Source organism: Pseudomonas sp. MF5691 (genome assembly GCF_016405645.1).
In the GTDB taxonomy this organism is placed as follows: Bacteria; Pseudomonadota; Gammaproteobacteria; order Pseudomonadales; family Pseudomonadaceae; genus Aquipseudomonas; species Aquipseudomonas shahriarae.
The window spans coordinates 210758-226263 of the sequence record NZ_JAEKDC010000008.1 but is presented as its reverse complement, the minus strand read 5'-3'; the positions used below and the strand labels follow the sequence as shown (position 1 = coordinate 226263).

The following is a 15506-nucleotide window of genomic DNA, read 5'->3' as shown; positions in this document are numbered from 1 at the left end:
CCGCACGAGGCGGGCTTCTTGTGGTTGTTTAGAGACTCATGGAGACATCTGTAAACAGGTACTTGGTGGCTACACAGGGACTTGAACCCCGGACCCCAGCATTATGAATGCTATGCTCTAACCAACTGAGCTATGTAGCCAAGTGGCGCGCATTATTCGCGTAGAACGGGAATGCGTCAAGCGCTTTTTTTGAAAATTTATCTACGCTATCAACTGTTTAAGGAAAAACACCGGGTGAGGCGACCAGTGGCTGGGGATTTGTGCACTTCACCAGGCCGCGAACATCTGAGTGTGGGGCTTGCCTGCGATGGCATCTGATACACCGAGTTGCCTGCATCGCGGGCAAGCCCGGCTCCCACACAAGCCCGCACACATTTGATTTGTGGCGCGTTCGGCGCCTGGCAGGTGTTCGCTGCAACGATTCACCTACTCGTTAGCCTGCTAACGGGATAGCCTTCCTGCCCCATTAAGTGGCACATTGTCACACCTGCACCTGTGCATCCATCTGCTGTACGGAAACGTTCCTCATGGCCCTTACCAATTCCCAGCCTTCAGTGGCTACGGCGCCGGCCGCGGCGCAATCCAGCCCGTTGGTCATGCGTATCATCGGCGCCGTGGCGCTGGCGCACTTGATCAATGACTTGATTCAGGCGGTGTTGCCGTCGATCTACCCGATGCTCAAGCAAAGCTATGGCCTGACCTTTACCCAGGTCGGCCTGATTACCCTGACGTTCCAGCTCACGGCCTCGCTGCTGCAGCCATGGGTGGGGTATTACACCGACCGTCATCCCAAGCCGTTCCTGTTGCCCTGCGGGATGATCTGTACGCTGGTGGGGATTTTGATGATGTCCCAGGTCGGCAGTTTCCCGCTGATTCTGCTGGCGGCGGCGTTGATCGGTATTGGCTCCTCGACCTTCCACCCGGAGGCGTCCCGCGTGGCGCGCCTGGCCTCGGGTGGGCGTTATGGCCTGGCACAATCGACCTTCCAGGTGGGCGGTAACGTGGGTTCGGCGTTTGGCCCGTTGCTGGCGGCGGCGATCATCATTCCGTTCGGCCAGGGCAATGTCGCCTGGTTCGGCTTGTTCGCGGTGTTTGCCCTGGGCGTGCTGTATGCGATCAGCCGCTGGTACCGCAACCATTTGAACCTGTTCAAGCTCAAGCAAGGCCAGGCCGCCACCCATGGCCTGTCGAAAAACCGTGTGCTCGGCGCGCTGGTGGTGCTGGGGCTGTTGGTGTTCTCCAAGTACTTCTACATGGCCAGCTTCACCAGTTACTTCACCTTTTACCTGATCGAGAAGTTCGACCTGTCGGTGGCCAGTTCCCAGTTGCATCTGTTCCTGTTCCTCGGCGCGGTGGCGGCGGGTACGTTCTTTGGCGGGCCGATTGGCGACAAGATCGGCCGTAAGGCGGTGATCTGGTTCTCGATCCTCGGTGTGGCGCCGTTCACCTTGCTGTTGCCCCATGTCGACCTGTTCTGGACCAGCGTGCTCAGTGTGGTGATCGGTTTTATCCTGGCCTCGGCGTTCTCGGCGATTGTGGTGTACGCGCAGGAATTGGTACCGGGCAATGTAGGGATGATCGCCGGGGTGTTCTTTGGCCTGATGTTTGGGTTTGGCGGGATTGGCGCGGCGTTGCTGGGGTATCTGGCAGATATTCATGGCATCGAGTACGTGTACACGTTGTGCTCGTTCCTGCCATTGCTCGGGGTGCTGGCGATTCTGTTGCCTCGCACGAAAAAAGCGTAAAGCCGTAAGGTTTGCCCTATCCCTGGGCGACACCTTTCCTACTGGTAGGGGTGAGACTTTGTCGCGCGTTTGAGCTGTTCCCGCGCCCGGGACAGTCGGGAGCGGACGGTACCAATCGGGATCGCCAGGGCGTCGGCGGTGTCCTGGTAGCTGCCGTCGGTTTCCAATGAGGCATACAAGGTATTGCGCATTTCCAGGGGCAGGTGCTGGATGGCACTCAGAGTATTTTCCAGGCGGCGGCTGATCTCAAATTGGCGCGCCAGATCCTGTTCTTCGTTCTGCCCATGGGAGAGCGCTTCGTCGAACTCGCAATGCACCGGCTTGGCATAGAGGCGGCGGAAGTGATTGCGGATCAAGTTCAGCGCGATCCCGCACATCCAGGTGCTCAGTGACGCCTGCGCGCTGAAGTGATGGCGGTTGCGCCAGGCCTCCAGATACGTCAGTTGCAGGATGTCGTCCGCATCCTCTGGGTTCAGTACGCGTTTATGAATGAACCGGCGCAGGCGCTTGTGGTGGTCGTCGGACAGATCTTGGATGGATTGGCTAGGGTCACGGGGTAAATTAACTAAAACACTGATAGGGATATCCATGATTTTTCCTCAGGGTAGAAGCAGTCGAAATGGTTTCGACGAGAACCCTGTTAGCACCGCTTGTGCCAAGCGCGGAAAGTCTCTATCTGGTTGATAAATATAAGGAAATATCTTGTTTTAGGTGTTTTTCATGCAAGGCCTTGCACAAAGCATCATGAGTTTGTGCAGGTATTTTCATTGCCCTGGGAAATGACGGCGAAGATGGAACTGTATCGGGTGCTGTAGCCACACAAGGATACGAATCTCTTGTCCTGGCACTCCCATGAAAGTCGATCCCAACCTTGATGTGCAAAATCACCCGCAGTTGAATCAGCCGGCATCTACACGGTTCGAGAGTGGGCCGTCGTCGCTGATAAACGCCCCCATCGCTGACGATTTCAGTGAGATGTTCAGCCAGGAGGTCGCACGCAACGCCACGTCCCTGAGCGAGCGTCAACTGGGCTTGCGTACGCCTCCGGCCGAGCAGTTGGTCCAGCTCTATGAGCAACTGGGTCATCCGGCCCAGGCGAAAATGGCGACCATTGCCCGTAATGTCAGGGGGCAATTGCTGCTCCGCGCCGGCGTCGGCAAAATCATGCAGATCACCGGCAACGACCCGGCGCGGGCCTATGTGGTGCTCAAGCACGTGGCGCTCCAGGCGGATGCTGAGGGGCGTACTGCGGAGGCTAGCCTGGCACGCAGTTCCCTGACTGATCTGGAGAACCACTACCAGCCGCAGATCCAGGCGGGCCTGAACACGGCGATGGCGCTGCAGGCCGGCAGCGATGACCCACAGATGCGCCAGGCGGTGCGCAGCCTGTATTACACCAGCGTGGTCACGACCCAATCGCTGGCGACCCTGATGCAGTCGCTGCTGGGGCTGTATGGTGAAGGTGACTTCGAGACGGGGCTGAAGCTGATCCGCCGGGCCCTGGCCGATGATATTGCCGCGCAGACCTCGTCGGTCGATCGGGGCCAGTTGCGCACTTTGCTGTTGGGCCTGAACGACTGCAGCCGGCTGAGCGGCGTGCTCGCGCGCTGCAAGGAGCTGATCGGGCGCTCCCTGCTGTTGTACCCCGAACTGCATCTGGATCCGCTGGGTCTGTTGCAGCGCTTGCTGGGGTATGCGGCCAATGGTCTTACGCCCCACGAAATCAAGCACCTGGCCAGGGACCTGGGGGGGAGTGAGCTGTCTCACCAGTTGAGTTCCCTCGGCGCCTTTTTTCCCGAGCTCAAAGCCTTGCCCCTGGCCTGGTGGTGCGATGCAAGACGGCGCGAAGAGGCCGTGAACAGCTACAAGCAGGTGCTGCTTGAATACGCCATGCAGGAGCGAGGCGCGCGACATACCCACACGTGGCCAGGGCTCAAGGCATGAGTGCGTTGCGGGCAATCAACGGGGTGCTGTTGAAGGTTGCACAGCGTGCCGAGGTGCTGGGCGCGGTGGTCGTCATGGCCATTGTGTTTATCTTTATCGTGCCGTTGCCCACCTGGCTGGTGGATATCCTGATTGCGGTCAATATCTGTATTTCGTGCCTGCTGATCGTGTTGGCGTTGTACCTGCCGGGGCCGCTGGCCTTTTCCTCGTTTCCGTCGATCCTGCTGCTGACCACGATGTTTCGCCTGGCGTTGTCGATTGCCACCACGCGTCTGATCCTGCTGGAGCAGGACGCCGGTGACATTGTCGAGGCGTTCGGCAACTTTGTGGTGGGCGGCAACCTGGCGGTGGGGTTGGTGATCTTTATGATCCTGACCCTGGTGAACTTCCTGGTGATCACCAAGGGCTCGGAACGGGTTGCGGAAGTGGCCGCGCGTTTCAGCCTCGATGCCATGCCCGGCAAGCAAATGTCCATTGACAGTGACCTGCGTGCCGGCCTGATTGATGGCAACCAGGCCCGGGACAAGCGTGAGCAACTGTCCCGTGAAAGCCAGTTGTTCGGGGCCATGGACGGGGCGATGAAGTTCGTCAAGGGGGACGCTATCGCCGGGCTGATCATTGTGGTGATCAACTTGCTGGGCGGTTTTGCCACCGGCATGTTCCAGCATGGCATGAGCGCCGGCGACTCCATGGCGTTGTACTCGGTACTGACCATTGGTGACGGCTTGATCGCGCAGATCCCGGCCCTGCTGATCTCGCTGACGGCCGGCATGATCATCACCCGTGTGGCGCCGTCCGGTCGCAACAAAGGCAGCAACAACATGGGCGCCGAGATTGCCCGGCAAATGACCAGTGAGCCCAAGAGCTGGATGATCGCCTCGGTGGGCATGCTCGCGTTCGCGACGCTGCCGGGGATGCCCACGGTGGTGTTTATCCTTATTTCGCTGATGACCGGCAGCCTGGGTTATTACCTTACGCGCCAGCGTCAGCGTGAGCAGCAGGCGCAGGAACCGGTCGCCGATACCCTCCCGCCGGAGCAGAACGGGGTGGAGGACTTGCGTGGTTTCGATCCGTCGCGGCCTTACCTGTTGCAGTTTCCGCCGGCCCTGCAGGATAGCCCGCTGGTCACTGAAGTGATCCACGGGGTGCGCCAGAGCCGCAATAGCCTGGTGACCCAGATTGGCTTGACGCTACCGCCGTTTGAAGTCGAGTTTGCGCCTACGCTGGCCGACGATGAGTTTCGCTTCTGCGTGCATGAAGTGCCCATATTGAAAGCCACCCTAGGTCACTGGGTCGGCGTGGAGCTGGCGGCACTGTCGGCCGAGCCTGAAAGCGGCAGCAGGGGCCTGGTGGAGCGTGATGAACAGGACTGGGTCTGGTTCACCCCCGATGACCCGGTGCTGGCGGACGAACACCTGGCGCGCTCGACGGCGTACAGCTTGCTCCAGGAGCGGATGACCCGGGCGATGTTGCTCAGCGGCCCGCAGTTTCTCGGGATTCAGGAGAGCAAGGCGATTCTCAGTTGGCTGGAGTTCAACCAGCCGGAGCTGGTGCAGGAGCTGCAGCGGATCATGCCGCTGTCGCGGTTTTCATCGGTGTTGCAGCGCCTGGCCGGTGAGGGCGTACCCCTACGGGCGGTGCGGCTGATTGTCGAGGCGCTGATCGAACACGGTCAGCATGAGCGTGAGCCGGATGCCCTGGCTGACTATGCACGCATAGCCCTCAAGTCGCAGATTCTCCACCAATACAGCGAAGTCGACGGTCTGCATGCCTGGCTGCTGTCGCCCCACACCGAAAACGTATTGCGCGATGCCCTGCGCCAGACCCAGACGGGGGTGTTCTTTTCCCTGGATCACGAAAGCAGTGCGGCGCTGGTCAGCCTGCTCAAGCAAGCCTTTGCCGTGCGCCCCAAGAGCAAGAGCGTGCTGCTGGTGGCTCAGGATTTGCGCAGCCCCTTGCGCACCCTGCTGTTGGAAGAGTTCAACCATGTGCCGGTTCTGTCGTTCGCCGAGCTGAGTGCTTCATCCAAGGTCAAGGTGCTGGGGCGTTTTGATCTGGCCCGGGACGATCTGATGCGCGAGGAGGTGGCATGAGGGCGCTAGTGAGTCTTGCGCGGGCCAATGTCGTTCCAGCGGTGATGAGGCTCGATGATGTTTGAATTGCGCGTGCTTGATGGTCTGCACCAGGGGGCTGCGCTGCCACTGTTTGGCGGGCAATGGCTGATTGGGGCCCACCCGGATGCTGATCTTTCGCTGTATGACGAAGGTATTGCCGAGCGGCATGTGCTGTTGCGTTGTATCGAGCAGCGCTGGTCGGTGCAGGCCGAAGAAGGGCTGGTGCGGGCCGGCGACGGTCGGCTTCTGGCGCAGATTGCCGACCTGGCACTGGGTAGTCCTTTTACGATTGGCAATGTTCGCCTGTGTGTCACCCTGGCCGACCAGCCTTGGCCGCAAGCAGCGACGCCTGCTGCCGATGCGCCCGCGCCCAGGCCGGCCGGCCAGGCGGTGCCGGCGTTAACGTTGTCCTCGATTTCCGGGCCGCAACAGAAGCGCATGCTCAGCCTGGTGCTGGTGATTGCCGTCATCATTACGGCGGTGGGCTTGGCCACCACGGGCGACCACGAGGCACAGGCATCGCTGATGCCGGTGAAAAGTCAAAAAAGCGAGCTGGACTCACCCTACGAAGTCCGCCAGCAACTGTTGAAAATGCTCAACGAGCGTGAGCTGGGTCATCGGATCCGCCTGCAGGTGATCAATGGCCAGGTGGCTCTGGACGGTGACGTTTCCCTGGACGAGGTGGGAGTGGTGTCGCGCATGCTCAGTCGTTTTGGCGAGCAGTTCGAGACCTCCGTGCCGGTGATCAGTCGGGTCAAAGAGCGCAGCGCCGTGTTCCCTTTCAAGATCCTGCAGATCGTTGGCGGGCCCAATGGGCATGTGGTCCTGGATGAAGGCAGTCGGCTGTTTGTCGGGGATGAAGTGGATGGCTTACGGCTGGTCCTGATTGATAACAGCAAGGTGGTGTTCGACGGCGTGCAGCGCTATGAGGTGCGCTGGTGAGTGGCGAGCTGCAGGCACGCCTGGAGGCCTGGCAGCAGGACCGATCGCAGGCCCTGGCCAATTTTGCGCCGGTCTCGGTACGTGGGCGTATTCAGCGGGTCAACGGCATGTTGCTGCAATGCCGCTTGCCCGACGCGCGTATTGGCGATTTGTGCCAGGTGGAAAAGTCCACGGGCGACTACATGCTGGCCGAGATTATCGGTTTCGATCAGCAGGATGCGGTGCTCAGTGCCCTGGGCAACCTGGAAGGCGTGCGCGTGGGGGCCAGTGTCGAGCAGTTGGGGGTTGCGCATCGGGTGCGGGTCGGCGATGACCTGTTGGGCCAGGTGTTGGACGGCTTTGGCCGCCCGATTACGGGGGAGGGGGCCAGCGCCTTTGTCGAGGCGCACGCCCACGATACCAGCCTGGTGTTGTGCGAGGCGCCGTTGCCCACCGAGCGGCCGCGGATCCACCGCGCATTGTCCACCGGGGTGCGTTCGATCGACGGCCTGCTGACCCTGGGTGAAGGCCAGCGCGTTGGCCTGTTCGCGGGGGCCGGCTGTGGCAAGACCACCTTGCTCGCGGAGATCGCCCGAAACGTCGACTGTGATGTGATTGTGTTCGGCCTGATTGGCGAGCGGGGCCGCGAGTTGCGCGAGTTTCTCGATCATGAACTGGATGAGCAACTGCGGGCCAAGGCGGTGCTGGTGTGTGCGACGTCCGACCGTTCAAGCATGGAGCGCGCCCGGGCTGCCTTCACCGCCACGGCACTGGCCGAAGGCTACCGACGCAAGGGCAAACGGGTCCTGTTGCTGATCGACTCCCTGACCCGTTTTGCCCGGGCCCAGCGCGAAATCGGCCTGGCCGCCGGCGAACCGCTGGGGCGTGGCGGCCTGCCGCCGTCGGTGTACAGCTTGCTGCCGCGTCTGGTAGAGCGCGCAGGGCTGACCCGCGAGGGGGTGATCACGGCGATCTATACGGTGCTGATCGAGCAGGACTCCATGAGCGATCCGGTGGCCGATGAAGTGCGCTCGCTGCTCGATGGCCATATCGTCTTGTCGCGCAAATTGGCCGAGCGCGGCCACTACCCGGCGGTGGATGTGCTGGCCAGCCTGTCACGGATTTTGAGCAACGTCGCCGAGCCCGCGCATATCCAGGCCGGGACGGCACTGCGTCGCTTGTTATCGGCGTACCAACAGATCGAGCTGATGCTCAAGCTGGGGGAATACCAGCCCGGCAACGATGCCCTGACGGACCTGGCCGTGGACAGCCGCCAGGCGGTGGATGGCTTCCTGCGCCAGGACTTGCGCGAGCCGGCACCGATGCCGATGACCCTCGATCAATTGATGAGCCTGACCACCCATGTCCCTTTCTGAACTCGACACCTTGCGGCGTCTGCGCAGGCATCGCGCCGACCGCGCCGAGCGCGCGTTGCGTGAAGCCAAGCGGCACCAGCAGGCCTTGTTGGCGCAAATCCAGCAGGCCCAGCAAGCCCTTGAGCAGACCCGCCTGGAGGAAATCCAGAAAACCGCAGAGCTGTTGGAGAAGCACCAGGGGCAGGTGCTCTCGCTGTCCCAGCTCAAGTCCTGGGGGACCCAGGAGCGCACTTTGTCCGCCGGAACCCGGCGCGAAGAAGGGCAGTTGCATGAGCTGCATGGCCGGCGTGAGGAGCAGGTGGTGCAGGTCGCCAGTGCGCAGCAACAGGTGAGCCAATGCCTTAAAGAGGTCGAGAAACTTCAGGAGTTGTCCGTTTTGTTGGCTCAGGAAGCAATACAGGAAGAAATATGACGCAAGTTCCAGCAAGCAAACCCGAACGCCCGCGTCTGCGTGAGCCTCGGGACGACAGGGAGCCGGTGATGGTGGGCGGCTTGGCCAGGGAGCTGGGGCAGTTGTTTACTCATCTGCTTGGCGACACCGACGAGAGCGCCGGTTACGGCCCATCGGCCACGGGTGCTGCGGCGTCCGCCGATATCTTGATGATTGAAGCCATGACCGGCCAGTTGCTCCCCCAGATCCGTGGGGGAGTGCAGTGGCCCCTGCAGGCGTTGCTGTATCTGCCGCGCCTGGGCCGGATCAATGCCAGTGTGCGTCGTGAACAGGGGGCCTGGAGCATAGAGTTGGCGGCAGAACAGGAGCTGACCGCCCGTTGGCTGGGGGGCGTGCGCCAGTGCTGCGAGGAGCGTTTGGCCGAAGGGTTGGGCCAGCCGGTCAATGTGCATCTGGTGCATGTGGGGACGGCATGATCCTGCCGACCTTGCTCATTCCATCGGTCAAAAGCGGCACGGTGGCGGCGAGGCTTCGTTTGGGGCGCGGCTTGCGCATGGGGTTTACGGTCCAGGACCAGCAGGGAGAGTTGCTGCTGGAACCCGGGCGCGCGCCCAGAAGCGCTGCCCCCCTGTATTTCGACAGTGCTTGCGGCCTGCTGGCCTTCAGCGAGCCGGGGCCGATGTTCAGCCTGCTGGGGGAGTGCCCGGTGACGCTGGCAGAGGCTGGCAATGATCCGGATTCCTGGTTCTGGGAGCTGTTCCAGCACCACTTGAGCCCTCAGGTGCGAGCGCTGTTCGGTTACCTGCGCCTTCGCACGCCTCCTGGAAAACTGAATTTCGGTTGCCGGCTTACGGTGACGCTGGGGCCCTCCAGGGTGGTGGGGTATCTGTTGCTGACCCCTGAAAGTCTGTTGGCGCTGTGCGAGGCGGGGCAATGGCAGCCGACGGCCCAGCCATTACCGGCCTCGTTTCAACTGGCGATTGCCGTGACGCTGGGGCGCTTGCAGCTACCCCTGACCCAGGTTCGCAGCCTGCGTGTCGGTGATGTGGTGATGCTGGAACAGGCCTTTTTCGATGTGCACGGCAATGGTCGGTTGCGGATGGGAAGGCATCGCGTGCATGGGCGCCTTGATGATGAATCGGGGTCTGTGTGCCTGACACTTATATCTATCGAGGAGACGTCTGTGGACGAGGATCTTTCAGCACAACATTACTCAGGGTATGACGAGCATGATCTTGATGAACCCGTGGTAGATGTTTTTGGCCATGAGCCTTTCGATGAGTTGAGCATGGCCTTGAATGTGCGCTGTGGGACCCTGAACCTGACCCTCGGGGAGCTGCGCAATCTGGCCCCCGGCGCGGTGTTGAGCATCGCGGGCTACGCCCCGGGCATGGCAGGGCTTTACTACGGCGATCGACCGATTGGTCAGGGCCAGTTGGTGGAGGTGGATGGACGCCTCGGCTTGCAGTTGTCCCGTGTGATTTTCGCGCGATGACTTTTCAGGGGATCGACCCCATTGTCCTGGCGTTGTTTCTCGCGGCATTGTCGTTGATGCCTATGTTGTTGATTGTCTGCACGGCCTTTCTGAAAATCGTCATTGTGCTGATGATCACCCGCAACGCGATTGGCGTGCAGCAGGTGCCGCCCAGCATGGCGTTGAACGGCATAGCGCTGGCGGCAACCCTGTTTGTCATGGCGCCCGTGGGATATGAAATGGCACAGAATGCCAAGCAATTCCCCGTGGACATGAGCAGCGTGCAGCGCCTGCAAGAAACGGGGCTAGAGGCGATAAAGCCGCTGCGCACCTTTATGAGCCGCAACACCGACCCGGACGTCCTGACCCATTTGGTGGAAAACACCGCGCGCATGTGGCCGCCGGAGATGGCGCAAAACGCCCATCGCGATGACCTGTTGCTGCTGATCCCGGCTTTTGTGCTTTCGCAGTTGCAGGCAGGGTTCGAGATCGGCTTCCTGATCTATGTGCCCTTTATCGTCATCGATCTGATTGTTTCCAACCTGTTACTGGCGCTGGGCATGCAGATGGTCTCACCCATGACCATTTCCTTACCCCTCAAGTTGTTGTTGTTCGTGCTGGTGTCCGGGTGGTCGCGCCTGCTCGACAGCTTGTTCTTTTCTTATCTCTGAGTGGCCTATGGAACCGATCCTACTCTTCAAACAGGGCATGTTGCTGGTGGTGGTGCTATCGGCACCTCCGTTGATCGTGGCAGTGATCGTCGGCGTGATGACATCTCTGGTACAGGCCCTGATGCAGATACAGGACCAGACGCTGCCCTTTGGCATCAAGCTGGTGGCGGTTGGCATTACCCTGATCCTGACGGGGCGCTGGATTGGCGTGGAGTTGATCCAACTGATCAACCTGATGTTCGACATGATCGCCCGTTCGGCCTTGAACTGAGGTACGACCGGTGCTGCCTTATCTCGACTTCCTGGTCAGCCTGGTGATCGCCATGGCACGCATCTACCCTTGCGCGTTCCTGGTGCCGGCCTTCTGTTTTCAACATATACGCGGTATGCCCCGGCATACCATTGTGATCGTCATGGCGTTTATGCCGGCGCCGATGATCCATGCTGCGCTGGCGGGCAACGAATACTCGGTGCTGATGCTCGGTGGGCTATTGCTCAAGGAGGTGGGCCTGGGGGTTTTGCTGGGTGTCTTGTTGTCCATGCCATTCTGGATGTTCGAGTCGGTAGGCGCGCTGCTGGATAACCAGCGTGGGGCCCTGGCGGGCGGGCAACTGAACCCCTCGCTCGGCCCGGACGCCACGCCCGTGGGGCATTTATTCAAGCAGGTGGTGATTTTCCTGTTGATTGCCACCCTTGGGCTGGGCGTATTGACCCAGGTTATCTGGGATAGCTACCTGATCTGGCCCGCCACGGATTGGCTGCCGGTGGTGGCCGTCAACGGTTTCAGCGTGTTCGTTGGGATGCTTGGCGAAACCTTCACACACATGATGCTTTACGCTGCGCCTTTTATCGCGGTGCTGCTGTTACTGGAGTTCGGTTTCGCCTTACTCGGGTTGTACAGCCCGCAGTTGCAGGTCAGTACCCTGGCAATGCCGGCAAAGAGCCTGGCGGGACTGGCCTTTTTACTGCTGTATTTTCCATTGCTGCAAGATCTGATTGTAGGGCGCATGGGGCTGCTGGGCGACCTTAAGCATGCCCTTGGCCTGATGTTCCGGGGCGTGAACCAATGAGCGATTCCGGCGAGAAAAAACACGCGGCAACGCCCAAGAAGCTCAAGGACCAACGCAAGAAAGGCCAGGTTGCACAAAGCCAGGACGTGCCCAAGTTGCTGGTGCTCACCGCGATCAGCGAGATCGCGTTGCTCACCGCCGAAACCAGCATGCAGCGCTTCCAGCAGTTGATGGTGTTGCCGTTTTCGCGCTTGGACCAACCGTTTGTTCGCGCCCTGGAAGAAGTGTTGCTCGATGGCCTGGTCGTTTTTTTCTCGTTTGGTCTGTTGATGTGCGCGGTGGCGATCGCGACGAAACTGATCAGCAGTTGGATGCAGTTCGGCTTCCTGTTTGCCCCGGAAAGCCTGAAGCCGGATTTCAATCGCCTCAATCCGCTGAACCAGCTCAAGCAGATGTTTTCCGCCCAGTCGGTGATCAACCTGTTGATGGGGCTAGGCAAGGCATTGCTGCTCTCGCTGATTCTGTATGTGGTTATCACCCCCTCTTTGCAGGTGTTGATCAACCTGGCCACCAGCGATCTGCAAAGCTATATCGTGGCGCTGATCACCTTGTTCCGCCACTTGCTGCATGCCTGCCTGGGGCTGCTGCTGGTGCTCGCGCTGATCGACCTGGCCATGCAGAAGCACTTCTTTGCCAAGCGCATGCGCATGACCCAGGTGGAGGTGGTCAAGGAGTACAAGGACATGGAGGGCGACCCCCACGTCAAGGGGCAGCGGCGTTCCCTGGCTTACCAGCTCGCCCAGGAAGAACCCAAGATCAAGCTACCCAAGCTGGAAGAGTCCGACATGCTGGTGGTCAACCCCACGCACTATGCCGTGGCGTTGTACTACCGCCCCGGCAAAACCCCGCTGCCGATGCTGGTGGACAAAGGCACGGATGCCCTGGCCCGTAAGTTGATTGAACGGGCCAAGTCCGCCGATGTGCCGGTGATCCAGTGTGTGTGGTTGGCGCGCATGCTGTATGAGCGCAAGCTGGGCGCGCCGATTCCCCGGGAGACCCTGCAGGCAGTGGCGCTGATCTATCGCACCTTGCGTGAACTGGATGATGAAGCCAAGCGCCAGACCCTGGAGTTGCCGGAGCTTGCGCGCCGCTAGGGCGCGCGGTGTACATCCAGCGCTTCGAGCCGGGCCAGGGAAAGCATGCGGCTGAGGGTGTCAGCGGGCGAGTGGCCACAGGAGGGCAGTGCATGCCAGATCACCAGGCTGCCCTTGGCATCGAGGAACACAAAGCACCCATCGAACGCCGTTGCGTGTTCAAAGCGCCGCTCCAGCACCCGTTCCAACTGGCCGACCTGCAACGCCTCAGGCGCAATCTGCAAGGCCAGGCCGGGTTGCGAGCCGGGATTCAAACGGCACAGGCCAATGCCCGGGTGCAGCGAGTGGTAAGCGACACGGCCGCTCACCAGGTTCTGCAGAAACTCCTGGTCATGCGAACCAGCGTCGGGTAATGGCATGACCGTCATCGCTCCAGGGAGATTGTCTGGTAATCCGAGCGCTCCCCCGAGGGGCCGGGTTCGACACGCATTTGCGGCGGCCACCACACCACCAGTTTGTCGGCGCTCGATTGGGGGCGGGAGCAGGAGTCGCCTCGACATGTCGGTGTACACCCCTCCAGCAGCAGGGTCAGGCCGAGGAGGGTGATGCAGGCGATTCGCTGTTTCATGGCGCAGTTTTCCGTGTTGGGGTGAGCAGGGAGGGGCGGGTCACACCGATATGTTCATCCTTCACCACCGGGCGCATGGCGATGAATACCTCGGCCTCTTCACCGGGCTTGAGCCAGGCCCGCGGCCAGACACCGACGGCCAGGGTCTGGGAGTTGCTGCATTCCTTCTCATCGATACGCACGTTGCGCTTGAACTGGTTACGCAGCACGACCACCGCCACGTTGAACTGCGGGCCGGTGTACCACTGGCTGCGTTCGGTATTGAGCGCCAGCAGATCACGGGTGCTGCACAAGGTGTTCAGGCCTAGCGGCATAGGCTCAGCCTTGAACGTGTGGGGCACTTGACCGGTGACCAGGTGTGCAAGGGCGCTGGTGATATCGCTGCGCTTGATCACGGGCTGATGCTCGGCATAGCGCCTGGCCAAAGGCTTGAGGGCGGCCTGCAGTTCCGCCTGGTCGTCCTGGGGCAAATAGCGCGACGGGTCCGCCTGGTCGCCGATCACCCGCGGGGTCAGGATAAACAGGCGTTCACGGCGGTTGTTCTTGCGCTCGGTGGAGGAGAACAGCGTCTTGCCCAGCAAGGGAATATCGCCCAGCACCGGCACTTTATTGCGTCTGTCGGCGCTTTCGCTGACATGGAACCCGCCGACCACCAGCGAGCGTTTTTCCGCCATCACCGCCTGGGTGCTGACCTTGCCGCGGCGTACATCGGGGCCGATGCGTTCGGGGTTGGTTTCGTCGAAGTTGCCGTCTTCAATATCCACCGCCAGATGGACCTGATGGCTGCCGCGCGAGGTGATGACCCGTGGCACCACCTGGAAACTGGTGCCCACGGTGATGGGCAAGATGGTCGCGTTTTCGACGCCAGCGGTCAGGTACTGGGTGCGATTGAAATCAATCACAGCGGGCTGGTTTTCCAGGGTCAGCACCGACGGGTTGGACACCATGGTCGCCAGGCCCTTGGCCTCCAGGGCGCGGATATCGGCGTAGAAGCGGTCGCGGTTTCCAATCGACATCTGTGCGGAGGTACCCGGCGCCATGTTCACCCCGCCACGAAAGCGGCTGTTCTGGAAACCCCAGTTGACCCCGAACTCACGCAGCTGCGTGCGCTCGATATCGAGAATGATCGCATCGATCTCCACCAGCTTGCGTGCCACATCGAGCTGGGCGATCAGCTCGCGGTACATTGCCTGGCGCTCTGGCACGTCATAGATCAATACGGCGTTGTTACGCACATCCGCTTCAACGCGGATCCGGCCTCTTGCAACCGGGGCTCTGGTGGTGAGAGGCATGCCTGGATTCATCTGCCCGAGGGGAGCTGGCGCGCCGAGCATCTGGTCCAGCATCGGGTTGCTCAGGCGGGGCAGGATCGGGGTGACAGGCGAGGGCTGCGATGACGAGGCGGGACGTGAGGTCCTCGACGAAAGCACTGAGGTGTCCCGAGGCTCCAATAAGCCTCGCAACATGCTGGCAACCCCAGGGATGGCCAACTTTTCGCCACGATAATCAATCGGGCGGTCTGCCGCGTTGGCGAACTTCAGCGGGAATGTCAGCACACTCTGTTTTTCATCGGGAGATTTACGCTGACTGCTGAACTGCTTGATCTGGTCGATATAGCGCTTGGGGCCCGACACCAGCACCACACCTTCGTCGGGTAATTCTCCCCAGCCGAAACGGCTATCGAGCAGGCCAATGTCAGTCAAGGCCTGCTTCAAGTCCGCCACGGTTTCGGAGGAGACTTCCAGGCGCGCGGACTCCTGTTGGTCCAGGGTGCTGATGTACAGCGTGTTGTTGTACATGTACCACTGGAAACGATGTTCTACTCCCAGCCTATCGAGCAGTGACTGGGGGGTATCAGCGCGGATCTTGCCATTGACGTTGCCCTCCAGCAGGCCGTCGATCTGCAATTGCGTGCCAAAGGTCTGGGCGAAATCCTCCAGGACTTCTTGCACCGGCTTATGTTCGGCTTCATAGGCATACGCGGTGTTTTTCCATTCACTGGGGATAGCCGCGAGCGTACTTTGCAGGGGCATAAGCAACCAGGGTAACGCTAGCAGGCAGCGCCAATCGGCTATTTTTCGCGGACCTGCAGGCGAGACGGCGCGCAAGCGATTGCGCTTGTCGATCTTGTTATACAT

16 protein-coding genes and 1 tRNA gene are annotated in these 15506 nt (G+C 60.8%); 12 read left to right on the top strand and 5 right to left on the bottom strand.

All coding sequences use genetic code 11. The features are described from left to right. Positions 1 to 63: 63 nt before the first annotated feature. Positions 64 to 140, bottom strand: a tRNA-Met gene (locus tag JFT44_RS14450). A 387-nt stretch (positions 141 to 527) separates the two neighbouring features. Here JFT44_RS14450 and JFT44_RS14445 point away from each other — a divergent pair. After that, positions 528 to 1745, top strand: coding sequence for an MFS transporter (locus JFT44_RS14445; RefSeq protein ID WP_057958276.1), 1218 nt, complete (start codon positions 528 to 530; stop codon positions 1743 to 1745). Between the two features lie 38 nt (positions 1746 to 1783). Here JFT44_RS14445 and JFT44_RS14440 read toward each other — a convergent pair whose 3' ends face one another. Beyond that, a complete protein-coding gene (locus JFT44_RS14440) occupies positions 1784 to 2335 on the bottom strand; it encodes an RNA polymerase sigma factor (RefSeq protein ID WP_057437724.1) in 552 nt (183 codons plus the stop codon). Between the two features lie 262 nt (positions 2336 to 2597). On the opposite strand from JFT44_RS14440, the gene sctW reads away from it, so the two are divergent. From sctW to sctU, 11 genes are read left to right on the top strand one after another with little or no spacing between them, the layout of a single operon-like run. Continuing rightward, positions 2598 to 3689 (top strand): type III secretion system gatekeeper subunit SctW, encoded by a 1092-nt coding sequence (gene sctW, locus JFT44_RS14435; protein ID WP_169990135.1) that lies wholly within the window; start codon positions 2598 to 2600, stop codon positions 3687 to 3689. Further along, positions 3686 to 5782 (top strand): type III secretion system export apparatus subunit SctV, encoded by a 2097-nt coding sequence (gene sctV / locus JFT44_RS14430; RefSeq protein ID WP_198830825.1) that lies wholly within the window; start codon positions 3686 to 3688, stop codon positions 5780 to 5782. Before sctW ends, sctV begins: the two co-directional genes overlap by 4 nt. Before the next feature lie 57 nt (positions 5783 to 5839). Continuing rightward, positions 5840 to 6745 (top strand): FHA domain-containing protein, encoded by a 906-nt coding sequence (locus JFT44_RS14425; RefSeq protein ID WP_164844827.1) that lies wholly within the window; start codon positions 5840 to 5842, stop codon positions 6743 to 6745. Further along, entirely contained in the window at positions 6742 to 8100 is a 1359-nt protein-coding gene (locus JFT44_RS14420; RefSeq protein WP_057958280.1) for a FliI/YscN family ATPase, read from the top strand. Before JFT44_RS14425 ends, JFT44_RS14420 begins: the two co-directional genes overlap by 4 nt. After that, complete coding sequence (locus JFT44_RS14415; RefSeq protein ID WP_057958281.1) at positions 8087 to 8512, top strand: YscO family type III secretion system apparatus protein; 426 nt, start codon at positions 8087 to 8089, stop codon at positions 8510 to 8512. Before JFT44_RS14420 ends, JFT44_RS14415 begins: the two co-directional genes overlap by 14 nt. Next, the gene (locus JFT44_RS14410) at positions 8509 to 8967 is read left to right on the top strand and encodes a type III secretion system HrpP C-terminal domain-containing protein (protein ID WP_057958282.1); all 459 of its coding nucleotides are present in this window, start codon (positions 8509 to 8511) and stop codon (positions 8965 to 8967) included. Before JFT44_RS14415 ends, JFT44_RS14410 begins: the two co-directional genes overlap by 4 nt. Beyond that, positions 8964 to 9986, top strand: a complete 1023-nt coding sequence (locus tag JFT44_RS14405; protein WP_057958283.1) for a FliM/FliN family flagellar motor switch protein — start codon at positions 8964 to 8966, stop codon at positions 9984 to 9986. Before JFT44_RS14410 ends, JFT44_RS14405 begins: the two co-directional genes overlap by 4 nt. Further along, on the top strand, positions 9983 to 10636 hold the full coding sequence (gene sctR / locus JFT44_RS14400; RefSeq protein WP_057958284.1) for a type III secretion system export apparatus subunit SctR: 654 nt from the start codon (positions 9983 to 9985) through the stop codon (positions 10634 to 10636). The genes JFT44_RS14405 and sctR overlap by 4 nt, the downstream gene beginning before the upstream one ends. 7 nt (positions 10637 to 10643) lie before the next feature. Beyond that, entirely contained in the window at positions 10644 to 10907 is a 264-nt protein-coding gene (gene sctS / locus JFT44_RS14395) for a type III secretion system export apparatus subunit SctS (RefSeq protein WP_057958285.1), read from the top strand. A gap of 10 nt (positions 10908 to 10917) precedes the next feature. Beyond that, complete coding sequence (gene sctT, locus JFT44_RS14390) at positions 10918 to 11706, top strand: type III secretion system export apparatus subunit SctT (protein ID WP_198830824.1); 789 nt, start codon at positions 10918 to 10920, stop codon at positions 11704 to 11706. Then, positions 11703 to 12800, top strand: a complete 1098-nt coding sequence (gene sctU, locus JFT44_RS14385) for a type III secretion system export apparatus subunit SctU (RefSeq protein ID WP_169990137.1) — start codon at positions 11703 to 11705, stop codon at positions 12798 to 12800. The genes sctT and sctU overlap by 4 nt, the downstream gene beginning before the upstream one ends. Here sctU and JFT44_RS14380 read toward each other — a convergent pair. Genes JFT44_RS14380 through sctC form a run of 3 tightly spaced genes read right to left on the bottom strand, consistent with a single transcriptional unit; the run spans position 12797 to position 15506 of the window. Next, on the bottom strand, positions 12797 to 13168 hold the full coding sequence (locus JFT44_RS14380) for a hypothetical protein (RefSeq protein WP_057958288.1): 372 nt from the start codon (positions 13166 to 13168) through the stop codon (positions 12797 to 12799). The genes sctU and JFT44_RS14380 overlap by 4 nt on opposite strands. Continuing rightward, positions 13165 to 13368: an HrpT family type III secretion system protein gene (hrpT, locus tag JFT44_RS14375; protein ID WP_057958289.1), complete on the bottom strand. Its 204-nt coding sequence runs from the start codon at positions 13366 to 13368 to the stop codon at positions 13165 to 13167. The genes JFT44_RS14380 and hrpT overlap by 4 nt, the downstream gene beginning before the upstream one ends. After that, positions 13365 to 15506 carry a type III secretion system outer membrane ring subunit SctC gene (gene sctC, locus JFT44_RS14370; RefSeq protein WP_198792288.1) on the bottom strand — a complete coding sequence of 714 codons (2142 nt, stop codon included), beginning with the start codon at positions 15504 to 15506 and terminating at the stop codon, positions 13365 to 13367. The genes hrpT and sctC overlap by 4 nt, the downstream gene beginning before the upstream one ends.